The organism is Pseudomonas sp. NFIX10, from assembly GCF_900111955.1.
Taxonomy (GTDB): Bacteria; Pseudomonadota; Gammaproteobacteria; order Pseudomonadales; family Pseudomonadaceae; genus Aquipseudomonas; species Aquipseudomonas fluorescens_AA.
This window is the reverse complement of record NZ_FOKH01000005.1, coordinates 97,046-119,448: the sequence shown is the minus strand read 5'-3', so window position 1 is coordinate 119,448 and position 22,403 is coordinate 97,046. Positions and strand designations below refer to the sequence as shown.

Sequence of the window (22,403 nt, the reverse complement as noted above, 5' to 3'; positions counted from 1 at the left end):
GTCTGCTGGTGGTTGTGAAACATTTCCTAATGCAAAGGCCTGGGTTATAAATGAGCCTCAGCGGCACAGGAGCCCGAAATGGATTCGAAAGAGCAACAATTGATGGAATTGCTGGGGCTGACCGCACGCTCGCTGACCCACCTGACGGCATCGGTGACGTCCATGTCATTCGAATTGCTGCGCAGCGATGATGAAGTGACCAAGGCCGCCGGCCGCCGGATGATCGATCGCATGGCCACGATCAGCAGCGGCCTTGACGAGCATTGGCGATTGATTGGCGAACTGACTGGCGTACCCATCGCCCAGGAGGAAGTGGAAACCGTCGAGGAAATCCAACTCCTGGCACCGCCTCCCGAGGGCCCTTGATGGCACTTCATCGGCGGGCCTGATGCCCGGCAATTCACAGGACGAACGTCGCTGGTGCCGCCGGGAAGCACGGGCCATAGTTTTGTTCCCGCGGCCGAAAGTGCCCGCCACGAACAAAACAGAGACTGGCCATGACCAAGACTCTCCACCACCGTGCGTGCCATCTGTGTGAAGCCATCTGTGGCTTGACCCTCGAAACCACCGAAACCGACGGCCAGGGCCTGGCGATCACCTCGATCAAGGGCGATGCGCTGGACACCTTCAGTCGTGGTCACATCTGCCCCAAGGCAGTGGCCCTGCAAGATATCCAGAACGATCCGGACCGCCTGCGCCAACCCATGCAGCGCATCGGCAACGAATGGCACCCCATCGCCTGGGACGATGCCTTCGCGTTGGTGGCCGCGCGCCTGGCGGATATCCAGGCACGCCACGGCCAGAACGCGGTGGCGGTCTACCAGGGCAACCCCAGCGTGCATAACTATGGGTTGATGACCCACAGCAACTATTTCCTGGGCCTGTTGAAGACCCGCAGCCGCTTCTCGGCAACCTCGGTGGACCAGTTGCCCCATCACCTGACCAGCCACCTGATGTATGGCCACGGCTTGCTACTGCCGATTCCGGACATCGATCACACCGATTTCATGCTGATCCTGGGCGGCAACCCACTGGCCTCCAACGGTAGCATCATGACCGTGCCGGACGTGGAGAAGCGCCTCAAGGCGATCCAGGCCCGTGGCGGCAAAGTGGTGGTGGTCGATCCGCGCCGCAGCGAAACGGCGGCCATTGCCGACCAGCATGTCTTCGTGCGTCCCGGGGGCGATGCCGCGCTGCTGTTTGGCTTGCTCAATACCCTGTTCAGCGAAGGCCTGACCCGTGACAGCCACCTGCCGGTGGACGGCCTGGACGAGGTACGCGCGGCCGTTGCTTCTTTCACGGCCGAAGCGATGAGCCCGCTCTGTGCGGTGCCGGCAGCGCAGATCCGGCAATTGGCCCGGGACTTCGCCGCCGCCCCAACAGCGGTGTGCTACGGGCGGATGGGGGTGTCGACCCAGGCGTTCGGTACGCTGTGCCACTGGCTGATCCAGGTGATCAACCTGGTGACCGGCAATCTGGACCGGGTGGGCGGTGCACTGTGTACCGAGCCTGCGGTGGACCTGGTGGCGACCACCTCGGGCGGGCATTTCAATCGTTGGCAGAGCCGGGTCTCCGGACGTCCCGAGTACGCAGGGGAGCTGCCGGTGTCGGCCCTGGCCGAGGAGATGCTGACCGAAGGCGAAGGCCAGATTCGGGCGCTGGTCACCGTGGCCGGCAACCCGGTGTTGTCTACACCCAACGGGCGGCAGCTCGAGCAGGCCCTGGATGGGTTGGAGTTCATGGTCAGTGTCGATCTCTACATCAACGAAACCACCCGTTACGCCGACCTGATCCTGCCCTCGACCTCGGCCCTGGAAAACGATCATTACGACACCACCTTCAACCTGTTCGCGGTGCGCAACGTGACCCGTTTCAACCGGGCGATCCTGCCCAAGCCCGAGGGGGCGCTGCACGACTGGGAAATCTTTGTCGGCCTGGCCAAGGCCTTCGCTGCCCGGACCGGCAAAGAACTCAAGCCGACCATGCCGCCGGCGCAGATGATCGATCTTGGCCTGCGCAGCGGGGCGTATGGCGACGCCTCGCCGCACAAACTGTCTCTGGCGACCTTGTTCGACCATCCCCATGGCATCGACCTTGGCGCACTCAAGCCCAACCTGGCCCCACGCTTGAAAACCGAAAACCAACGGGTGCAGACCGCGCCGGCGGTGATTCTCGCCGACCTTGCGCGCTTTGCCGCGTTGCAGGCGCCAGAACCGGATGAGTTGCTGATGATTGGCCGCCGCCATGTGCGCAGCAACAACTCCTGGATGCATAACTTCCATCGACTGGTGAAGGGCAAGCCGCGTCATCAATTGCTGATGCACCCGGATGACCTCGCCTCCCGCGGCCTTGCCGACGGGCAGCGCGTGACGGTCAGTTCGCGGGTAGGGGCCATCGAAGTCGAGGTATTGGGCAGCCTGGACATGATGAAAGGCGTGGTCAGCCTGCCCCACGGTTGGGGCCATGCCCGGCCGGGCGTGCAGATGACCATTGCCAGCGGACAGCCGGGCTCCAGCGCCAATGACCTGACCGATGATTGCCAGCTCGATGAGTTGTCCGGCAACGCGGCGCTCAACGGTGTACCGGTGAAGGTGGCGGCTGCGTAGAATTGTCTCTGAGCAGCACGTTCTGCTTTCCGTTACAATGCGCCACCGTGTCGACAACTGACGTCGCAAAGTTTAAGCCGAGGTGCTCCGTGGATATCATCGAAACGATTAAAGACCAGATTGCCAACAACACCATCCTGCTTTACATGAAAGGCTCGCCGAACGCGCCACAGTGCGGTTTCTCGGCCAAGGCTGCTCAGGCGGTGATGGCGTGTGGCGAGAAGTTTGCCTACGTGGACATCCTGCAGAACCCGGAAATCCGCGCCAACCTGCCCAAGTACGCCAACTGGCCAACCTTCCCGCAATTGTGGGTGGGCGGTGAGCTGATCGGTGGCAGCGACATCATGACCGAGATGGCCGCCGACGGTTCTTTGCAGACCACGATCAAGGCAGCGGTAGAAAAAGCGGCGAACAAGACCGAAGCCTGATCCATGGAAGCCTGTTCACCACACTGGTTGTGGTGAACGGGAAACCTTGTGGGAGCGAGCTTGCTCGCGATAGCGGTGTGTCAGTCAGCATTTTTATATCTGATCCACCGCCATCGCGAGCAAGCTCGCTCCCACAGTGGTTTTGAGTAGGGCCTGGGAATCCAGGCAATAAAAAGCCCCGCCTCTCGAAAGAGGGCGGGGCTTTTTAGTGGCTGTCTGCCGGGGAAGGTTACTCTTCGCCCATCTGCGATTGCAGGTAGTTCTCAAGACCGACTTTGTCGATCAGGCCCAGTTGGGTTTCCAGCCAGTCGATGTGCTCTTCCTCGGATTCGAGGATGTCTTCCAGCAGTTCACGGCTACCGAAGTCGCCAACGCTTTCGCAATGGGCAATGGCGGCCTTCAGGTCGGCGTGGCCGGTGCGCTCGATGCGCAGGTCGCACTCGAGCATTTCCCGGGTGTGTTCGCCGATGTGCAGCTTGCCCAGGTCCTGGACGTTCGGCAGGCCTTCGAGAAACAGGATGCGCTTGATCAGTTTGTCCGCGTGTTTCATCTCGTCGATGGACTCGTGGTACTCGTGCTTGCCCAGCTTGTTCAGGCCCCAATCCTCGTACATGCGCGCATGCAGGAAGTATTGGTTGATCGCGACCAGCTCATTGGCAAGGATCTTGTTGAGATGCTGGATGACTGTAATGTCGCCTTTCATGATGAGGCCTGCCCTGTAATAGCTGTGTATAGGGCGGAGTTTGAGCCGCGCATTTATCAGTGTCAAACCTAAGTTGTTGAATAATAAATGAAAATTAATCGGAATAAGAATGTTTGTGTTCCGCGTCTGGACGCTAAGCATTTGATTTACAGGCATAAAAAAACCGGACATCGAGTCCGGTTCCTTGAAAAGCTGTCTTTATGCGGCAGTAAATTCTACCGGGTAGGGGATCGAGGCCTGTGCCGTTTGCACCTTGGCGAGGGTTTCACGCACCACTTCCTTGGCCAGGCAGGCACATTTGCCGCATTGGCTGGCTACGCCGGTGGCCTGGCGGACTTCGCGATAGCTGCAGCAACCTTCATAGATCGCTTCGCGGATTTGTCCGTCGGTGACGCCAGTGCAGAGGCATACATACATAAGTGAGAACCGTCGCTGGTTGTGACTCAATTGAGACGGATCTTAATGTTAACGAGAATGATTGTCAAAGTGGTTTATCAAGGACTTGCGCCAGAGCGATGCCAGGCTGACGAACGGTTTTTTCCTTGGGCAACAAAGGCGGCACGCAGCGGGGCGGCGATTTTTCGATACCACCGAAAAACCCTTGAAGACAGTCCAAATGCGCGGTGTATGATGGTCGGCCCTTGCAAGCGGGTTCGTGTCACAGGGCTGTCGCCTGAGGGTGGCAGGCTGGCCCGGACTCTGTTTTCACGCTAATTACATCAGGAGATATCCAATGAGCGTACTCGTAGGCAAACAAGCCCCTGACTTCACCGTGCCAGCCGTGCTTGGCAACGGCGAAATCGTCGACAGCTTCACCCTGTCCTCGGCCATCAAAGGCAAATACGGCCTAGTGTTCTTCTATCCACTGGACTTCACCTTCGTCTGCCCGTCCGAGCTGATCGCACTGGATCACCGCATGGATGACTTCAAGGCACGCAACGTTGAAGTGATCGCTGTTTCGATCGACTCGCACTTCACTCACAACGCCTGGCGCAACACCCCGATCAACAATGGCGGTATCGGTCAGGTGAAATACACCATGGCTGCCGACATGAAGCACGAAATCGCCAAGGCCTACGACGTTGAGTCCGAAGGCGGCGTGGCCTTCCGTGGCGCCTTCCTGATCGACGACAAGGGCGTTGTCCGTTCGCAGATCGTCAACGACCTGCCGCTGGGCCGTAACATGGAAGAGCTGATCCGTCTGGTTGACGCGCTGCAATTCCACGAAGAGCACGGCGAAGTCTGCCCGGCCAACTGGAAAAAAGGCGACAAGGGCATGACCGCATCGCCTGAAGGCGTTGCCGCTTACCTGGGCGAGCACGGCGATAAGCTGTAAGCGCATTCAGGCATAAAAAAACCGGCCTTCGATGGGCCGGTTTTTTATGGGGATTTCAACCAAATCATCGGCTGAAACATAGCGCTTTGTGGCGAGGGGATTTACCTGTGGGAGCAAGGCTTGCCCGCGATGGCAGCGATGCGGTCTTCCAAAAAACGAGTCGCCTGTGTCGCGAGCAAGCTTTGCTCCCACGGAGTGGCACCGCCACAATGGCTCTGCTCTTTAGTCGTCGAAATCCTGCCAGCCACCCATCTCTTTCCACCGGTTGACGATGCCGCAGAACAGCTCGGCGGTCTTCTCGGTGTCGTAGCGGGCCGAGTGCGCCTCACGGCCATCGAAATCGATGTCGGCGGCCTGGCACGCCTTGGCCAGGACGGTCTGGCCATACGCCAAGCCTGCCAGGGTCGCGGTGTCGAAGCTGGAGAACGGGTGGAACGGGTTGCGCTTCATGTCCAGGCGCGCGACGGCGGCGTTGAGGAAGCCCAGGTCGAAGCTGCTGTTGTGCCCGACCAGGATCGCGCGCTTGCAACCGTTGGCCTTGAGCGCCTTGCGCACACCACGGAAGATGTCGGTCAGGGCCGTTTCTTCGCTGACCGCCATGCGCAACGGGTGATCGAGCTTGATCCCGGTGAACTCCAACGCCGCCGCTTCGACGTTGGCGCCTTCGAACGGTTCGACCCGGAAGAAATAGGTGTGGTCAGGGAACACAAAGCCTTTTTCGTCCATGCCGATGGTGGTCGCGGCGATTTCCAGCAAGGCGTCGGTGGCGGAATTGAAACCACCGGTTTCTACATCGACGACGACCGGCAGATAACCACGGAACCGCGCGGCCATGGGGTGACGGGCGCCGCCCGAACCACCGTTGCCGTCCAGTTCGTCGTCGAAATGATCTTCACTCACGCGTTTTCCTCCAGCAGGCGCCAGCGCAGTTTTTCACCGGCGCGCAGCGGGATGACGGTCTGCTCGCCAAAGGGCAGGCTGACGGGGGCGGTCCATTCGTCACGGACCAGGGTAATACGGTCGGTGTTCACCGGCAGGCCATAGAAGCGTGGGCCATGCAGGCTGGCGAAGCCTTCGAGTTTTTCCAGCGCATTGCGCTGTTCGAACGCCTCGGCGTACATCTCGATGGCGGCATAGGCGGTGTAGCAGCCGGCGCAACCGCAGGCCGCTTCCTTGGCGTGACGGGCGTGGGGCGCCGAGTCGGTGCCGAGGAAAAACTTGGCGCTGCCGCTGGTGGCGGCATCCAGCAAGGCTTCCTGGTGGGTATTGCGCTTGAGGATCGGCAGGCAGTAGAAGTGCGGCCGGATCCCGCCTACCAGCATGTGGTTGCGGTTGTACAGCAGGTGGTGGGCGGTAATGGTCGCGCCGACGTTGGCCGGGGCCTCGTTGACGAACTGCACGGCATCGCCGGTGGTGATGTGTTCGAACACCACCTTGAGGGTCGGGAAGCGCTCCACGACGCGGCGCATGTGCTCGTCGATGAAGATCTTCTCGCGGTCGAACACATCGACGTCGCCCCGGGTAACCTCACCATGGATCAACAACGGCATGCCGACTTCGGCCATGGCCTCCAGCGCCGGGAATATCTTGTCGATGCTGGTGACACCGGAATCGGAGTTGGTCGTCGCGCCGGCGGGATACAGCTTGGCGGCATGGACAAAACCGCTGGCCTTGGCGTCACGAATCTCTTCGGGCTGGGTGCGGTCGGTGAGGTAAAGCACCATCAGCGGTTCGAAGCGGCTGCCAGCCGGGCGGGCGGCGAGGATACGCTGGCGATAGCCATCGGCCTCGGCGGCGTTGCGCACGGGCGGAACCAGGTTAGGCATGATGATTGCGCGCCCGAAGGTGCGCGCGACATCGGCGACGGTATGGGTCAACACAGCACCATCGCGAAGATGAATATGCCAGTCGTCGGGACGCAGCAGGGTCAGGCGGTCGGACATTGGGGGGCTTCCAGGCGGGTCAAACTCTGGGGAATGCTACCGGAAAAGACCGATTCAGGCACCCGCTATCAAGTTCTGCCACAACTTACCGATAGCTCCTACAGGTGTGCCACGAATCCGTGCAGTGCCCCGGACAGGCGTCATGCCCCCAAGCATGCGTCGATCTTTGTATAAAAGTCAGTGGAGCCTCCCGTGCGCCAGCGTTATCTAGCCTTGCTCAGTGTGTTTGCCAGCCTTCCCGCCATGGCGCTCACTTTCCAGACCCGTCTGGAGAGCATCGAGTGGACGGTCGAAGGCGACAAGTTCGAGTGCCGGCTGAGCCAGCCGATCACCGATTTCGGCACTGGCGAATTCGTGCGCCGGGCGGGCGAGCAGGCCACGTTCCGCCTCAAGAGCTATAACCCGATGCTGGGCGGCGGTTCGGCCACCTTGCTGGCGGCCGCCGCACCGTGGCAGCCGGGGCGCGGCGATATCAACCTGGGCTCGGTCAGCATTGGCAGTGGCGATGTATTGTTCAACAGCTCCCAGGTCCAGGCCGGGCGCTTGATCAGTGGGCTGATGGACGGTCGCAGCCCGGTGGTTCGGCGCAACACCGAGGACGGTCGAGTGTCGGAAGTCCGGTTGCTGCCGGTGCGTTTCAACAAAGCCTTCAGTGATTATCAGAGCTGTGTGGCCAAGTTGTTGCCGAAGAATTTCGAGCAGATAAAGCAGACCCAGATCGGCTTCCCCGGCGAAGAGGTCGAACTCGATGCCCGGGCCAAGGCCCAGTTGCAGGTGATGCTCGACTTCATCAAGGCCGACCCGAGCGTCAATCATATCGAGCTTGACGGTCATTCCGACAACAGCGGCAATCGCCTGACCAACCGCGAGCTGTCGCGCCGCCGGGCCCTGGCGGTCCAGGACTTCTTCAAGGCCAATGGTTTCCAGGAGTCGCAGATTACCCTGCGCTTCCACGGCGAGCGTTATCCCTTGGTGCCCAACACCAACGCCGCCAACCGGGCCAAGAACCGTCGGGTGGCCGTGCGCCTCGAGCGCGTGGCGGCTAGCGAAGCACCGGCACCCCAGGCCCCCGCCGCGCAGCCTGCACCCGCTGCGGCCCCTGCCAAGGTGCCGGCGCCCACCGCGGCGCCGGCCAAGACCCCGACACCCACGCCCGCCGGGACGACCGCGCGGACCTCCTGATTCGATTTTGACCGTCGCGCGTTCGACATAATCTGTCGCTTCGTCGTCATAAGCTGTCGCGCCCCTGTAAATTATCCGCGCTGGACGTTAGACTTCACGGCTTTCCGTACAACCCGTGGAGTGATGGCATGGCGGACGTAAACAAGGTCGTTCTGGCGTATTCCGGCGGCCTGGACACTTCGGTGATCCTGAAGTGGCTGCAGGACACTTATAACTGCGAAGTGGTGACCTTCACCGCTGACCTGGGGCAGGGCGAAGAGGTCGAGCCTGCACGCGCCAAGGCCCAGGCCATGGGCGTCAAAGAGATCTACATCGATGACCTGCGCGAAGAGTTCGTCCGCGACTTCGTGTTCCCGATGTTCCGCGCCAACACCGTTTACGAAGGCGAGTACCTGCTGGGTACGTCCATCGCCCGTCCGTTGATTGCCAAGCGCCTGATCGAAATCGCCAACGAAACCGGCGCCGATGCCATTTCCCACGGCGCTACCGGCAAAGGCAACGACCAGGTGCGTTTCGAGCTGGGCGCCTATGCCCTCAAGCCAGGCGTGAAAGTCATTGCCCCGTGGCGTGAATGGGACTTGCTGTCCCGTGAAAAACTGATGGACTACGCCGAGAAGCACGCGATTCCAATCGAGCGTCACGGCAAGAAGAAATCCCCGTACTCGATGGATGCCAACCTGCTGCACATCTCCTATGAAGGCGGCGTGCTGGAAGACACCTGGACCGAGCACGAAGAAGACATGTGGCGCTGGACCGTCTCCCCTGAGAAGGCCCCGGATACCCCGCAATACCTGGAGCTGACCTATCGCAATGGCGATATCGTCGCCCTGGACGGCGTGGAAATGAGCCCGGCCACCGTGCTGGCGACCCTGAACCGCATCGGCGGCGAACATGGCATCGGTCGTCTGGACATCGTCGAGAACCGCTATGTCGGCATGAAGTCCCGCGGCTGCTACGAAACCCCGGGTGGCACCATCATGCTGCGCGCTCACCGGGCGATCGAATCGATCACCCTGGACCGCGAAGTGGCTCACCTCAAGGACGAGCTGATGCCCAAGTACGCCAGCCTGATCTACACCGGCTACTGGTGGAGCCCTGAGCGTCTGATGCTGCAGCAGATGATCGACGCCTCCCAGGCTCACGTGAATGGCGTGGTACGCCTGAAACTGTACAAGGGCAACGTGATCGTCACCGGGCGTAAGTCCGACGAGTCGCTGTTCGACGCCAACATCGCGACCTTCGAAGAAGACGGCGGTGCCTACAACCAGGCCGACGCGGCCGGCTTCATCAAGCTCAACGCCCTGCGCATGCGCATCGCGGCGAACAAGGGTCGCAAGTTGTTCTGACCCTGGCGATAAAAAAACGGCCTGCCTTGAGCAGGCCGTTTTTTTGCCCTCTGTTTTGCGCGCGCAGCCTGTTTGCTGCAGCGCTGTCTCCTGATAGCTCATTCATCCTGTCCGCGGGTTGCAGGGCCTGCGTGGTGGTAAATGACGTACACAACGATGCCGGCGTGTTTCAAATGCTCCGGTCGGCAAGTCTCGATCAGGCGGCGGGATTGGCGGCATAGGATGCAAAGGGTGTCCGGCGGTTCATGCCTGGGGCGATGAAGGCTTATCCGTCGCCGCCGCTGGTCCTTGGCCGTCCGGCGTAGCATTCGTTTGCGCCGACAGGTCGCGTCATCCATGGTCTTTATGAAGTGTTTGCTCTTGCGAAAATCCGAAGGCGAATACAAGGAACGATAATTGAAGTTGAGGGTGATGAAAAAAAGCAGCAATAAATAAAAGGGAAAGCTGATCAGGAACCAGAGATAATACTCACGGTCCTGATCATCCAGAAAAGGCAGGGAAACAGCCGCGGACGTTTCGGATAAAGTTGCGAATATGGCGATAAGGGTCATGGGGTTGGTGATGGTCTTCAAAGGTTTGTTCATGGTTAATGCTCATGGAATATTCATGCTCGTGAGTGGGTTGGAAAAATAATATCGGTGACTAATAAGGTGTCGCTAAAACAATCAGGGCCGTCGATGTTTTATATCGGCTGCCTGAACGTCTCTTATATAGGAAATTCCGCTGCTGAAGTGAGGGGCGCCAGTTTTAACAGTAAATAATTCAGTTACTCTTTATGAGTGAAGTGCCTTCCGATGACCGGTCCGCAGGCAGGCATGGCGGTGAAAGAGCGCATTATTCATAGGGGTACCGGATGCTCAAGGGCGGTCGGTCCTTCTCTGTAAAAAATTGAGGACACATTTTTCCCGGCGGGATTTGTAGGAGTTTTCTGTATAGCTTGTAGGATCTGTCTCTCGGTGCGAGCGGTCAGGGGGGGGCGGCATGCCAAGGTAGAAATGACTAGGCTATTGTGCGTGCTCTAAAAATTCGAACAGCGAAGTTGGATTTGCCCATGAATAAAGTGCTGATCGTGGATGATCATCCCGTCATTCGTCTTGCTGTACGTTTGCTGATGGAGCGTCATGGTTATGAGGTCGTTGCCGAAACCGACAACGGCGTCGATGCGTTACAACTTGCTCGTGAACTTATGCCCGATATCGTCATTCTCGATATCGGTATTCCGAAACTGGACGGGTTGGAGGTCATTGCCCGTTTGACGGCCATACCTTCGTCAATGAAGGTATTGGTACTGACTTCCCAGGCGCCTGGGCATTTTTCAATGCGCTGCATGCAGACAGGGGCGGCCGGGTATGTCTGCAAGCAACAGGACCTTACCGAATTATTAAGTGCAATCAAGGCAGTGCTGTCCGGCTACAGTTACTTTCCCAACCAGGCATTGCATACGGTGCGATCGAGCCTGGGTAATGCCAGTGAGTCCGATATGGTCGATCGGTTGTCGGGGCGGGAGATGATGGTCTTGCAGCAACTGGCGCGCGGCAAGACCAACAAGGAAATCGCCGATGGAATGTTCTTGAGCAACAAGACCGTCAGTACTTACAAGACCCGTCTGTTATTGAAGCTCAATGCCCGTTCGCTGGTCGACCTGATCGAGCTGGCGCAGCGCAATGGGTTGGTGTGAGGCTGCTTCACGCGTACTCAGTAAAAAGCCTCCGTCGGGGAGGCTTTTACGTGTCAGAGGTCAAAGTCGTAATCGGCCAGTTGCTTCTGTAAACGACGCTCTTCCAGCAGGTTATCGATGGTGCGGCGCTTGCTCAGGTTGGTTTTCGCTACTTCCGGCACGACCGCAGGTTCACCGTCGTCGGCCTCAACGGCGATGAATTCGTCTTCTACATCCAGTTGTTCTTTGCCAGCACTCATGGGTTCGACTCCAGGCTAAGACTGCCATTGGCGCTCCTTATATCGATAAACCACGGGCTGGTAAAAAAGATTTTTTCAATCGATAGATCGATAAAAGCAATAGCGCCTCAATCGTCCGAGGTCTTGTGCTTGTATTCGCACAAGTCTTCGATTCGGCAGCTGCCGCAGCGGGGCTTGCGCGCCAGGCAGACGTAGCGTCCATGGAGAATGAGCCAGTGATGGGAGTCCAGCAGGTATTCCTTGGGCACAAACTTCATCAGCTTCTTCTCCACCTCCACCACGTTTTTGCCGGGGGCCAGCCCGGTACGGTTGCTGACGCGGAAAATGTGGGTGTCGACCGCCATGGTCAACTGCCGAAACGCGGTATTGAGCACGACGTTGGCGGTTTTGCGGCCGACGCCTGGAAGGGCTTCCAGCGCTTCACGGGTCTGCGGCACTTCGCTGCCGTGGCGCTCGATCAGCAGGCGGCAGGTTTCGATCACGTTTTTGGCCTTGCTGTTGAACAGGCCGATGGTCTTGATGTACTCGGACAACCCTTCGACGCCCAGGGCGTAGATCGCCTCCGGGGTGTTGGCGACCGGGAACAGTTTAGCCGTGGCCTTGTTGACGCCGACGTCGGTGGACTGGGCCGACAGGATGACCGCGATCAGCAATTCGAACGGCGAGGAATAGGCCAGTTCGGTTTTCGGTTCCGGGTTGTCCTCGTGAAAGCGACGGAATATTTCCAGGCGTTTTGCGGCGTTCATGGGCGCGGCGTTTCCTCGGTGGTTGAAGGGGATTTGGCTGCCGTCCAGGCCTGTCGGGCCGCCAGCAGCAGCCCGAGCAGAATGAACCCGCCCGGGGCGAGCAAGGCCAGGGGGAGGCCGCTGCCGATCAGCTCACGCAGGGCGCCCAGGCTGACCATCAAGAGACCGAACACCCCAGCCAGCCTGAGGCGTCCAGGCAAGCGAGACTCGACGAAGAAGCCCGCATGCTCCAGCGCCACGCAGCTCAAGGCGATCCAGCCCAAGTAAAGACTCAGCGGTCGATACAGTTCCAATGCCCAGGCCTGGACGACAAAACCTATGCAGGTGGTCAAGGTAGCGGCCAGCACGATGGCGGCGAGCAGTTGTTGCGTGGTTGTCAGGTGTTGTCGGACAAACCCCATCGCCAAGCCCTGGCAGAAGAACATCAAGGCCCAGGCCAGCCATAGCACCAGTGCGGCCATCAGCGAGTCGCTGGCGCCGACCAGCGGGACGAGCAACAGGCCGTGTGTCAGGCCCCATGGCTTATTCATTGGCAGGCACTCCCAACCGAGCCTTGTGCTCGTCGAAGTAACGCAACGCGTCGTGAACCGCTTGGAGCACCGCCCGGGACGTCACCGTTGCGCCGGCCAGTTGATCGAACTGTCCCTGGTCCTTCTTCAGGGCCCAGCCGCTGTCGTCAGGCGCCTGGCGTGATTTGCCGGTGAAGACCTGCATCCAGGCGTTCGGCCAGCCGGCAATCGCCGCGCCCAACCCGGGTGTTTCGGCTTGGCGCAGCGTCTTGACGCCCAGCAGCCGGCCCTGTGGATCGATGGCGACCAGCAATTCGATGCTGCCTTCATAGCCCGGCGCCTGGCTGAGCAGTAGCACAGCGCTGGGCTGGCCATTGCGGGTCGCCAGATAACCGCCCAGCAGCGTGCTATGGGCCAAGGTCACCGAGGCGGTGAAAACGGGGTGCGCCAATGGCTGATTGTCGTAGAGGTCAGTGGGCAGTACCTCAAGCAAGGTCCTGTTCGCCAACGCTTGCCGCTGGGCCTCGATGCGCCCAGCGGTGCCGAGGTGCGTGAGGTACGTGGCACTGCTACCGAGGCCGATCAACAGGATCAGGATTGCCACGCCGCCAGGATTCTTCATGGCAGTGGCCGCCGTTGTCGCGCCTCGGCAAACCGGTCCAGTGCCGGCACGCCGAGGTTCATCAGCAACACCGCGAACGCAACGCCATCCGGGTAGCCGCCCCAGGTGCGGATCAGGTAGACCAGCAGCCCCATGCCCGCCCCGAACAGCAGGCGGGCGAGAGGAGTCTTGGCGCCCGAGACCGGTTCGGTCGCGATAAAAAACGCGCCGAGCATGGTCGCGCCGCTGAACAGATGAAACAGCGGTGAGCCATGGGAATCGGAGCCCGACCCGTTCCAGCACAGCAGGCTGACGATAAACAGGCTCGCCAGCAGGCCCACCGGCGCATGCCAGCTGAACACCCGTTGTTGCAACAGAAACAGACCGCCCGCCAGGAAGGCCAGATTGACCCATTCGGCACCGTGGCCACCGAAACGCCCGAACGCCGGATCGCTGGCGAACAGTTCATCGATGGTCAGGCTCGTATTGGTCCGCAGGCTGTCCAGCGCGGTGGCCCCGGCCCAGGCGTCGGGCGCCGGATGAGTGCCGAACACCTGTTGCAAGCCTTCAAACAGGCCCAAACCGTGGGACGCGGGACTCATATAGGCGGGAAACGCCACCAGCACCAGGGCATACCCGAGCATCGCCGGGTTGAACGGGTTGCTGCCGACGCCGCCCCACAGGTGCTTGCCGAACAGCAAGGCGCAGGCGGCCGCGGTGACGGTCAGCCACCAGGGGCAATACGCCGGCAAGGCCAGGGCCAACAGCGTGGCACTGACCAGTGCGCTGCCATCGTTCAGCTCGGGTTTGAGCGGCCGTCGACGCAAACGCAGCATCAACGCTTCGACTGCCAGCGCGGTGAGGCCGGACAACAGCAGGTTGAGTGCCACGCCCCAGCCCTGGAACCACAGCAACGCCAGCACGCCGGGCAGTGTCGCCAGCAACACCCGCGTCATCGCTGGCCGCAGCCGTTCGTCCACGGGCTCAGGAAGCGGCATGGATGTCCACCTGGCGCTCGGCATCCTTCACCGCTTGCTCCAACGCCTGCAGTTGTTCATCCGATGCCGCTGCCGTACGGGCTTTGCTGAGTTCGGCGCGGCGCATCGCCAGTTGGATCTTGGCCCGCTTCAGTTCGGCGCTTTGTGCCGGAGCCGGGGCTGGGGTGGTCGCTGGCGCGGCGTTTTCCAGTTGGCTCAGGGCTTGCTCGGCCGCTTCGAACTGGCGTTGCAGCAGGATCAGTTGCGACTGCTGCTCGAAGGTTGGCGGATGGCCGAACGCTTTCAAGGATTTGTTCAACTGCGCCCGGCTCATGGCCAGGTCAACCTTGGCTTTTTTCAAGGCGGCATCGGCGGTGGCGGCTTTTTGCGCGCGCACGCGTTCCAGTGCGGCTTGTACGGGATCGAGCGGCTGTTCCTGTTCCTTGGCCTGGGCCGTGCGCTGGGTACGGGCCAAGCGCTCTGCCTGACGCTGTTCTTCTTCGCGGCGCAGGCGCGCATTGCGTTGTTCGAAGCGGCGCCGGGCGTGGTTGCGCTTGGCTGTTCGCGCCTGTTGCTCGGCGGCGCTGAAGGCCAGGCCGCCGACAATCGGCAATACGCTTGCCGTCGGCAGGGGCCGCATTTCGATGCAGTCGACCGGGCAGGGCGCCACGCACAGGTCGCAGCCGGTGCATTCGTCGATGAGGACGGTGTGCATCAGCTTGGCCGCGCCGACAATCGCGTCCACCGGACAGGCCTGGATGCACTTGGTGCAACCGATGCATTCGGCTTCGCGGATAAAGGCGATTTGCGCCGGAGCCACGCCGCGACTGGTGTCCAGTTCCAGCACCGGTATTTTCATCAGCTCGGCCAGGGCCGCGATGGTTTCGCGCCCGCCCGGCGGGCATTTATTGATCGGCTCGCCCTGGGCGATGCCTTCGGCGTAGGGCTTGCACCCGGGGTGGCCGCACTTGCCACATTGGGTCTGCGGCAACAGGGCGTCGATACGTTGAATCAGGCTCATGTTTTGACCAGCCCGCGCAATCCGAGAAAGGCCACCGCCATCAGCCCGGCGCTGATCAACTGAATCGGCAGTCCCCGAAAGGGCAAGGCAATAGCGTGATCGAAGGTGCGCTGGCGCAGGTCGTCGAACAGGCCCAGCACCAGCCAGAAGCCCAGCCCGGCACCCAGGCTCAGGGCCATGGCGTGGCCCAGGCCTCGGTCTTCCTGACCGTTGAGCAGCGTGACGCCCAGGATGCCGGCATTGCCGAGCAGCAGCGGCCACAATCCATCGAACGGCATTGCTGGCAGCCAGCGTGTCAGCAAGCGCAGCAAGGGTCCGATCAGCAAGATGCTCAAGGACAGCCAGACCAACAGGCGCAGGAATGTCAGATTGGTTGGCACGAGCACCCCATGGTCGACCAGATAACCCAGGGTGCCGACGATCAGCATCAGGCACGCCGTTGCCAGGCCCAGAGCGTGCACCTGCCTTCTGCCGTTGGCCGCCAGCAGCGGATCGACGCCCAGCGGCCAATGCAACACCAGGTTGTTGATCAGGGCAGCGCTGAACAGCGTGAGGACGATTTCGGTCATGGGCGTAGGGGCGACAAAGGGCCTGTTACAAGATTAGGCATTATCCGGCACGCCGGAAATGCGGGCCAGATATGAAAATCCCACAGCCACCTGCAAGGCGACTGTGGGATCGATGCAGCACGCGGTCGCGTTACTTGATCCGCTGGCCCGGCTTGGCGCCGCTGTCAGGGCTCAACAGGTAGATTTCCTCGCCGCCGGGGCCCGCCGCCATCACCATGCCTTCGGAGATGCCGAAGCGCATTTTGCGCGGCTTGAGGTTGGCGATCATCATCGTCAACCGGCCTTCGAGCTTGGCCGGGTCCGGGTAGGCACTCTTGATGCCGGAGAACACGTTACGTTGCTCATCGCCGATGTCCAGGGTCAGGCGCAGCAGCTTGTCGGCCCCTTCGACGGCCTCGGCCTTGACGATCAGTGCCACGCGCAGGTCAATGGCGGCGAAAGCGTCGAAGTCGATTTCCGGCGACAACGGGTCCTTGGTCAATTCACCGTTGCCGGTCGGGCCGCCGGTGTCGGTCTGGCTGGCGGCCAGGTCTTCCTTGGAGGCGTCGATCATGGCTTGGACCTTGGTGGCATCGATACGGGTCATCAACGGCTTGAACGCATTCAGTTGATGGTTGCTCAGCAGTGTCTGGTGGTCGTTCCAGGTCAGCGGCGCGACGTTCAGGAACGCTTCGGCATCAGCGGCCAGCAACGGCAGCACCGGCTTGAGGAAGATCACCAACTGGCGGAACAGGTTGATGCCCAAGGCGCAGATGGCCTGGACTTCGTCCTGCTTGCCTTCCTGCTTGGCCAGCGACCACGGGGCCTTGTCGGCGATCCAGGCATTGGCGCGGTCGGCCAGGGCCATGATTTCGCGCATGGCGCGGGCAAAGTCGCGGCTCTCGTAGGCATCGGCGATGCTGGGCGCCGCCGCCAGGAAAGCGTCGGTCAGTTCCGGCGCGGCGTTACCGGCGACCAGGACCCCGGCGTTGCCCTTGTGGATGAACCCGGCGCAACGGCTGGCAATGTTGACGACCTTGCCCACCAGGTCGGAGTTGACCTTCTGCACGAAGTCTTCGAGGTTCAGGTCCAGGTCGTCGACGCCGCGGCCGAGCTTGGCCGCGTAGTAGTAGCGCAGGTATTCCGGCGACAGGTGGTCCAGGTAGGTCCGGGCCTTGATGAAGGTGCCGCGGGACTTGGACATCTTCTGGCCATTGACGGTCAGGTAGCCGTGGACGTTGATGCCGGTCGGCTTGCGGAAACCGGCGCCTTCGAGCATGGCGGGCCAGAACAGCGCGTGGAAGTTGACGATGTCCTTGCCGATGAAGTGATACACCTCGGCCGTGGAGTCCTTGCCCCAGAACGCGTCGAAGTCCAGCCCAGGCGTGCGGTCGCAAAGGTTCTTGAAGCTCGCCATGTAGCCGATGGGCGCATCCAGCCACACGTAGAAATACTTGCCGGGCTCGCCGGGGATTTCGAAGCCGAAGTATGGCGCATCGCGGGAAATGTCCCACTCCTGCAGGCCGGCGTCGAGCCATTCGGCGAGCTTGTTGGCCACCGCGTCGTGCAACGTGCCGCTGCGGGTCCAGGCTTGCAGCATCTCCTGGAAGTCCGGCAGCTTGAAGAAGAAATGCTGGGAGTCCCTGAGCACCGGGGTGGCGCCGGAAATCGCCGATTTCGGGTCCTTCAGGTCGGTCGGTGCGTAGGTGGCGCCGCATTTTTCGCAGTTGTCGCCGTACTGGTCTTCGGTGCCGCATTTCGGGCAGGTGCCCTTGATGAAGCGGTCGGCCAGGAACATGTTTTTTTCCGGGTCGAAATACTGGGTGACCGAACGGGTGGCGATGTGCCCGGCGTCACGCAGCTTCAGGTAGATCTGGCTCGACAGCTCACGGTTTTCTTCGGCGTGAGTGGAGTGGAAGTTGTCGAAGTCCACCAGGAACTCGGCAAAGTCGGCGCTGTGTTCGGCCTGGACGTTGGCGATCAGTTGTTCCGGGGTGATGCCTTCCTTTTCCGCGCGCAGCATGATGGCCGAACCGTGGGCGTCGTCGGCGCAGACATAGATGCACTGGTTGCCGCGATGTTTCTGGAAGCGCGTCCACATATCGGTCTGGATGTATTCCAGCATATGGCCGAGGTGAATCGAACCATTGGCATAGGGCAGGGCGCTGGTGACGAGAATCTTGCGTGGCTCGGACATGGGGCTCGGCTACTTGATGAAACGGAGGTCGGCCACTATAAAGCGCCGGGAAATATATTTCACCCCACCGGCCTGTTTCCGCATGCATCGGTGGGGGGCCTGAGCCAGGCACAATCTGTGGCGAGGGGATTTATCCCCGCTGGGTTGCGAAGCAACCCCAAAACCTGGCACCTCGGTGAGTCAGGCTGATCAGGTTCGAATGTTTTGGGACTGCTGCGCAGTCCAGCGGGGATAAATCCCCTCGCCACAAAGGTGTTCGCCCTGCTGTAATCGGGTCGCCACGCGGGAGCGCTCGGCGTAGGATAGCGGCCTGTTTTTCAAGTCTTGCTATCGGAGTTGCCCATGAGCGCTGTCAACCGCGCAGCGGTGGAAACCGTCCTTCGCCAGTACACCGACCCCTACCTGAACCAGGATCCGGTCAGCGCCGGATGCGTGCGCGCCATCGACATCCAGGGCGATCGCGTCAGTGTCCAGCTGGAAATCGGCTACGCCGCCGACCTGTTCAAGAGCGGCTGGGCACAGATGCTGCAAATGGCGATCGAAGGCCTGGACGGCGTGACAGCCGCGACGGTCCAGATCACCAGCGTGATCGCTGCGCATAAGGCCCAGGCGCAGGTGCCGGGGCTGGCCAACGTCAAGAACGTGATCGCCGTGGCCTCGGGCAAGGGCGGCGTGGGCAAGTCCACCACCGCCGCCAACCTGGCCCTGGCCCTGGCCCGTGAAGGGGCGAAGGTCGGGATTCTCGACGCGGACATCTACGGTCCGAGCCAGGGCATCATGTTCGGGATCGCCGAGGGCACCCGGCCCCAGATCAAGGACCAGAAGTGGTTCGTGCCGCTGCAATCCCATGGGGTGGAAGTCATGTCCATGGCCTTCCTGACCGACGACAACACGCCGATGGTCTGGCGCGGACCGATGGTTTCCGGGGCCTTGCTGCAACTGGTCACGCAAACCGCGTGGGGCGACCTGGATTACCTGGTGATCGACATGCCGCCGGGCACCGGCGATATCCAGCTGACCCTGGCGCAGAAAGTCCCGGTGGCCGGTGCGGTGATCGTCACTACCCCCCAGGATCTGGCCCTGCTGGACGCGCGCAAGGGCGTGGAGATGTTCCGCAAGGTGAACATCCCTGTGCTGGGCGTGGTAGAGAACATGGCCGTGCACATCTGCTCCAACTGCGGACATGCCGAGCACCTGTTCGGCGAAGGTGGCGGGGAAAAACTGGCGACCCAGTACGGCGTCGAATTGCTGGCTTCGCTGCCGCTGTCGATGGTGATCCGCGAACAGGCCGACGGCGGCAAGCCGACGGTCATCGCCGAACCGGACAGCCAGATCGCCATGGTCTATCAGGAACTGGCCCGCCACGTGGGCGCGCGGATCGTGTTGCAGGAGGCCGCTTCACCGGCGATGCCGAACATCACCGTCAGCGACGATTGATCGACTGAAACCCTATCCACTGTGGGAGCGAGCTTGCTCGCGATAGCGGCGTATCAGTCGCATCAAGGCTGACTGAACTGATGCTATCGCGAGCAAGCTCGCTCCCACATTTGGTTTGCGGTGACCTTAGATGCGCAACCCGCCATCCATCTCCAGAATCCGACCGGTGTAGTAGTCATTTTCGAAGATATACGCCGCCGAATGGGCGATCTCCTCGGGCTTGCCCATGCGCTTGAGCGGAATCCCCGAGGTCATTTTCTCCAGGGCTTCGGGTTTCATGCCCAGGGTCATCTCGGTTTCGATGAAGCCCGGTGCGATGCCGGCGACACGGATGCCGTAGCGCGCCAGTTCCTTCGCCCAGGTCACGGTGGCGGCGGCCACACCGGCCTTGGCGGCCGAATAGTTGGTCTGGCCGACATTGCCGGCGCGGGAAATCGACGAGATATTGATGATGGCGCCGCTGTTCTTCAGCTCGACCATTTTCGCCGCCACTTCACGGGTGCACAGGAACACGCCGGTGAGATTGACGTCGATCACGGCCTGCCACTGGGCCAGGCTCATCTTGGTCATTTCGCCATCCTTGACCTTGAGCAGCAGGCCGTCGCGCAGGATCCCGGCGTTGTTGATCAAGCCGTGGATCGCGCCGAAGTCCTCGGCCACCCGGGCAACCATGTCGATGACCTGATCTTCATTGGCGACATTGCACAGGTAGGCACGGGCCTCGACGCCCTTGGCTGCGCAGGCGGCCACCGCCTGGTCGAGTTTTTCCTGGTTGAGGTCCACCAGCGCCAGCTTTGCGCCTTTACCGGCGAAATACTTGGCCATGGAGCGACCCAGGCCCTGGCAACCGCCAGTGATAATGATTACTTTGTCAGTGAGTTGCATTCTCATGTCCAGGTGGCGCAGCGGTTTGGGGGGAGCTGTTGGGTGGCCTCTCGATTTGCGACGGTTAGCCCGACTGCACACGAGAACTGTCCCCCAGGTGTATCGGAACATTACTCCAGTCGCCTGACCGTTTTCTAGACGGATTTTATAGAAGGAGTCATAAATTGAGCGTTGAAGCTGCCAAGCATGCCCGGGAACTGCTGCTCAAGGAGTACCGTGGAATGCTCTCCACTCATTCCAAATCCATGCCCGGCTTTCCGTTCGGCTCCGTCGTCCCGTATTGCCTGGACGCGCAGGGCTGGCCGCTGATCCTGATCAGCCGCATTGCCCAGCACACTCACAATCTGCAAAAAGACCCCAAGTGTTCGATGCTGGTGGGCGAGCGCGGTGCCGAGGATGTGCAGGCCGTGGGGCGCCTGACCTATCTGGCCGAAGCCCGGAAGCTCGAAGACAGCGCCGTCATCGAAGCGGCCGCCGAGCGTTATTACCGCTATTTCCCTGACTCGCAGAACTACCACAAGGCCCATGATTTCGATTTCTGGGTGCTCGAGCCGGTGCGCCATCGCTACATCGGCGGCTTTGGCGCCATTCACTGGGTCGACCGACTCACCCTGGCCAACCCCTTCGCCGGCAAAGCCGAAGCCAGCATGATCGAGCACATGAACGCCGATCACGCCAAAGCCATCGCCCATTACGTGGAGCTGGCCGGCCTGCCGAAAAGCGAGCCGGCGCAACTGGTGGGCATCGACAGCGAAGGCATGCACCTGCGCATTGGCCAGGGCCTGCACTGGCTGGCGTTTGCGACACCTTGCAACACCCCGACACAAGTGCGCGAAGCCTTGGTTTACTTGGCTCACGCCGAGCAATGGCCAAAAAATGCCGAGGCCGACGCTTGAATTCACGAAAGGGCGACGTCATTTAGGGTTTCATAGCAAGGCATTCTTGCGTTGAGGAACCATTTGATGCGCCCTTTTTTGTTGCTCTTTCTGCTGTTTCCGGTGTTGGAGCTGTTCGTATTCGTCAAAGTCAGCGGTGCGATCGGGTTTTTCCCGGCGCTGTTGCTGGTCATTCTCGGCTCGATGCTCGGCGTGTTCGTGCTGCGCATCGCCGGCCTCGCCACGGCATTGCGTGCCCGGGAAAGCCTGAACCGTGGCGAGCTGCCTGCCCAGACCATGCTCGAAGGCCTGATGCTGGCATTGGGTGGCGGCCTGTTGATCCTGCCAGGGTTTATCAGCGACGTGCTGGGCCTGGTCATGCTGTTGCCATTCACCCGTCGGCTGCTGGCCAATAAAATGCGCCAGCGCGCCGAAGAGCAGGCGATGCGCCAGCGGGCCTTCGCCGATGACCTGCAGCCCCGTGGCGGGCCGGCTCCGCGAGAACCCCTGGGCCGTGAGCCCAACGTGATCGAGGGCGAATTCGAACATCGCGACCCCAAGTAAAAAACCGCGACACGGCACCTTCGGGTGCCGTGTTCGTTTTTGGCTCCGAGAAGTAAAAAATTTCATACCCTGCCCTTGTAATCGCCTTGTGCGCCCTTATGTATGGGTCACCGCAAGGTTTCCGGTGGCAACACCGGACAGACTTCCGCGGTTCGCTTGACGAACCGCACCCGGCAAAGCCGGATTCGTTAAACCCGCCGGGACTACACCGGCCGATGAAAACCACAATTAGGAGAGATCGACAATGAAGCTTCGTCCTCTGCATGACCGCGTCGTCGTCCGTCGCAGCGAAGAAGAAAAGAAAACCGCTGGCGGTATCGTCCTGCCAGGTTCGGCTGCTGAAAAGCCAAACCAGGGTGAAGTCCTCGCTGTAGGCCCAGGCAAGGCACTGGAAAACGGTGAAGTACGTGCGCTGTCCGTGAAAGTGGGTGACAAGGTTGTGTTCGGCCCTTACTCCGGTAGCAACACTGTGAAAGTTGATGGCGAAGACCTGCTGGTTATCGGCGAGAGCGAAATTCTCGCTGTTGTCGAAGGCTGATTTCCCCGCTCATTTTTCCGCGACTACAAAGTATTTAAGGAATA

General features: G+C 60.8%; 24 protein-coding genes and 1 pseudogene. 11 read left to right on the top strand and 14 right to left on the bottom strand.

Features of this window, described 5'->3' with window-relative positions:
* Nucleotides 1-78 precede the first annotated feature (78 nt).
* The 3 genes from BM321_RS06570 (at nucleotide 79) to grxD (ending at nucleotide 3,034) form a co-directional block, all read left to right on the top strand.
* On the top strand, nucleotides 79-366 hold the full coding sequence (locus BM321_RS06570; protein WP_092332092.1) for a hypothetical protein: 288 nt from the start codon (nucleotides 79-81) through the stop codon (nucleotides 364-366).
* A gap of 131 nt (nucleotides 367-497) precedes the next feature.
* Nucleotides 498-2,606, top strand: a complete 2,109-nt coding sequence (locus tag BM321_RS06565) for a molybdopterin oxidoreductase family protein (protein ID WP_092441943.1) — start codon at nucleotides 498-500, stop codon at nucleotides 2,604-2,606.
* An 89-nt stretch (nucleotides 2,607-2,695) separates the two neighbouring features.
* Entirely contained in the window at nucleotides 2,696-3,034 is a 339-nt protein-coding gene (gene grxD, locus BM321_RS06560; protein WP_092176255.1) for a Grx4 family monothiol glutaredoxin, read from the top strand.
* Between the two features lie 229 nt (nucleotides 3,035-3,263).
* Here the strand turns inward: grxD and bfr are convergent, their stop codons facing one another.
* Both bfr and BM321_RS06550 read right to left on the bottom strand, forming a co-directional pair.
* The gene (gene bfr / locus BM321_RS06555) at nucleotides 3,264-3,737 is read right to left on the bottom strand and encodes a bacterioferritin (RefSeq protein ID WP_003178701.1); all 474 of its coding nucleotides are present in this window, start codon (nucleotides 3,735-3,737) and stop codon (nucleotides 3,264-3,266) included.
* A gap of 198 nt (nucleotides 3,738-3,935) precedes the next feature.
* Complete coding sequence (locus BM321_RS06550) at nucleotides 3,936-4,154, bottom strand: bacterioferritin-associated ferredoxin (RefSeq protein ID WP_003178704.1); 219 nt, start codon at nucleotides 4,152-4,154, stop codon at nucleotides 3,936-3,938.
* A 316-nt stretch (nucleotides 4,155-4,470) separates the two neighbouring features.
* Between BM321_RS06550 and BM321_RS06545 the strand changes: the two genes are divergently transcribed.
* On the top strand, nucleotides 4,471-5,073 hold the full coding sequence (locus tag BM321_RS06545) for a peroxiredoxin (RefSeq protein WP_092201553.1): 603 nt from the start codon (nucleotides 4,471-4,473) through the stop codon (nucleotides 5,071-5,073).
* 222 nt (nucleotides 5,074-5,295) lie between these two features.
* Here the strand turns inward: BM321_RS06545 and rnt are convergent, their stop codons facing one another.
* Nucleotides 5,296-5,973, bottom strand: coding sequence for a ribonuclease T (rnt, locus tag BM321_RS06540; RefSeq protein WP_003204947.1), 678 nt, complete (start codon nucleotides 5,971-5,973; stop codon nucleotides 5,296-5,298).
* Nucleotides 5,970-7,016, bottom strand: a complete 1,047-nt coding sequence (gene pyrC, locus BM321_RS06535) for a dihydroorotase (RefSeq protein ID WP_060740940.1) — start codon at nucleotides 7,014-7,016, stop codon at nucleotides 5,970-5,972. Before pyrC ends, rnt begins: the two co-directional genes overlap by 4 nt.
* Nucleotides 7,017-7,208: 192 nt before the next feature.
* Between pyrC and BM321_RS06530 the strand changes: the two genes are divergently transcribed.
* Entirely contained in the window at nucleotides 7,209-8,198 is a 990-nt protein-coding gene (locus BM321_RS06530) for a flagellar protein MotY (RefSeq protein WP_092441942.1), read from the top strand.
* Nucleotides 8,199-8,326: 128 nt separating this feature from the next.
* Nucleotides 8,327-9,544, top strand: a complete 1,218-nt coding sequence (locus tag BM321_RS06525) for an argininosuccinate synthase (RefSeq protein ID WP_003204943.1) — start codon at nucleotides 8,327-8,329, stop codon at nucleotides 9,542-9,544.
* Between the two features lie 326 nt (nucleotides 9,545-9,870).
* Here BM321_RS06525 and BM321_RS30460 read toward each other — a convergent pair.
* Nucleotides 9,871-10,128: pseudogene (locus BM321_RS30460) on the bottom strand (hypothetical protein); the annotation flags it as partial.
* Nucleotides 10,129-10,595: 467 nt separating this feature from the next.
* On the opposite strand from BM321_RS30460, the gene BM321_RS06515 reads away from it, so the two are divergent.
* Nucleotides 10,596-11,222 carry a response regulator transcription factor gene (locus BM321_RS06515; protein WP_053124532.1) on the top strand — a complete coding sequence of 209 codons (627 nt, stop codon included), beginning with the start codon at nucleotides 10,596-10,598 and terminating at the stop codon, nucleotides 11,220-11,222.
* 53 nt (nucleotides 11,223-11,275) lie between these two features.
* On the opposite strand, the gene BM321_RS06510 is transcribed toward BM321_RS06515, so the two are convergent.
* The 8 genes from BM321_RS06510 to metG all read right to left on the bottom strand — a co-directional run bounded on the left by BM321_RS06510 (nucleotide 11,276) and on the right by metG (nucleotide 18,060).
* Entirely contained in the window at nucleotides 11,276-11,461 is a 186-nt protein-coding gene (locus BM321_RS06510; RefSeq protein ID WP_072408699.1) for a PA3496 family putative envelope integrity protein, read from the bottom strand.
* Between the two features lie 107 nt (nucleotides 11,462-11,568).
* Nucleotides 11,569-12,207, bottom strand: coding sequence for an endonuclease III (nth, locus tag BM321_RS06505; RefSeq protein ID WP_092332110.1), 639 nt, complete (start codon nucleotides 12,205-12,207; stop codon nucleotides 11,569-11,571).
* Nucleotides 12,204-12,737 carry an Rnf-Nqr domain containing protein gene (locus tag BM321_RS06500; RefSeq protein WP_092441940.1) on the bottom strand — a complete coding sequence of 178 codons (534 nt, stop codon included), beginning with the start codon at nucleotides 12,735-12,737 and terminating at the stop codon, nucleotides 12,204-12,206. The genes nth and BM321_RS06500 overlap by 4 nt, the downstream gene beginning before the upstream one ends.
* The gene (locus BM321_RS06495) at nucleotides 12,730-13,338 is read right to left on the bottom strand and encodes an RnfABCDGE type electron transport complex subunit G (RefSeq protein WP_092441939.1); all 609 of its coding nucleotides are present in this window, start codon (nucleotides 13,336-13,338) and stop codon (nucleotides 12,730-12,732) included. The genes BM321_RS06500 and BM321_RS06495 overlap by 8 nt, the downstream gene beginning before the upstream one ends.
* Nucleotides 13,335-14,315, bottom strand: coding sequence for an RnfABCDGE type electron transport complex subunit D (locus tag BM321_RS06490; protein WP_092441938.1), 981 nt, complete (start codon nucleotides 14,313-14,315; stop codon nucleotides 13,335-13,337). The genes BM321_RS06495 and BM321_RS06490 overlap by 4 nt, the downstream gene beginning before the upstream one ends.
* On the bottom strand, nucleotides 14,302-15,315 hold the full coding sequence (gene rsxB, locus BM321_RS06485; protein WP_092441937.1) for an electron transport complex subunit RsxB: 1,014 nt from the start codon (nucleotides 15,313-15,315) through the stop codon (nucleotides 14,302-14,304). The genes BM321_RS06490 and rsxB overlap by 14 nt, the downstream gene beginning before the upstream one ends.
* A complete protein-coding gene (locus BM321_RS06480) occupies nucleotides 15,312-15,884 on the bottom strand; it encodes an Rnf-Nqr domain containing protein (RefSeq protein WP_092441936.1) in 573 nt (190 codons plus the stop codon). The genes rsxB and BM321_RS06480 overlap by 4 nt, the downstream gene beginning before the upstream one ends.
* A 130-nt stretch (nucleotides 15,885-16,014) precedes the next feature.
* A complete protein-coding gene (gene metG, locus BM321_RS06475; RefSeq protein ID WP_092441935.1) occupies nucleotides 16,015-18,060 on the bottom strand; it encodes a methionine--tRNA ligase in 2,046 nt (681 codons plus the stop codon).
* A 342-nt stretch (nucleotides 18,061-18,402) separates the two neighbouring features.
* Here metG and apbC point away from each other — a divergent pair, with 342 nt between their 5' ends.
* Entirely contained in the window at nucleotides 18,403-19,497 is a 1,095-nt protein-coding gene (gene apbC, locus BM321_RS06470) for an iron-sulfur cluster carrier protein ApbC (protein WP_092332128.1), read from the top strand.
* A 126-nt stretch (nucleotides 19,498-19,623) separates the two neighbouring features.
* On the opposite strand, the gene BM321_RS06465 is transcribed toward apbC, so the two are convergent.
* Nucleotides 19,624-20,382 (bottom strand): SDR family oxidoreductase, encoded by a 759-nt coding sequence (locus BM321_RS06465; RefSeq protein ID WP_092441934.1) that lies wholly within the window; start codon nucleotides 20,380-20,382, stop codon nucleotides 19,624-19,626.
* Between the two features lie 164 nt (nucleotides 20,383-20,546).
* Between BM321_RS06465 and BM321_RS06460 the strand changes: the two genes are divergently transcribed.
* The 3 genes from BM321_RS06460 to BM321_RS06450 all read left to right on the top strand — a co-directional run bounded on the left by BM321_RS06460 (nucleotide 20,547) and on the right by BM321_RS06450 (nucleotide 22,359).
* Nucleotides 20,547-21,278 carry a HugZ family pyridoxamine 5'-phosphate oxidase gene (locus tag BM321_RS06460; RefSeq protein ID WP_092441933.1) on the top strand — a complete coding sequence of 244 codons (732 nt, stop codon included), beginning with the start codon at nucleotides 20,547-20,549 and terminating at the stop codon, nucleotides 21,276-21,278.
* A 66-nt stretch (nucleotides 21,279-21,344) separates the two neighbouring features.
* Nucleotides 21,345-21,821, top strand: a complete 477-nt coding sequence (locus BM321_RS06455; RefSeq protein ID WP_060740954.1) for an FxsA family protein — start codon at nucleotides 21,345-21,347, stop codon at nucleotides 21,819-21,821.
* Nucleotides 21,822-22,065: 244 nt separating this feature from the next.
* Entirely contained in the window at nucleotides 22,066-22,359 is a 294-nt protein-coding gene (locus tag BM321_RS06450; RefSeq protein ID WP_024619193.1) for a co-chaperone GroES, read from the top strand.
* The last annotated feature ends 44 nt before the right edge of the window (nucleotides 22,360-22,403 follow it).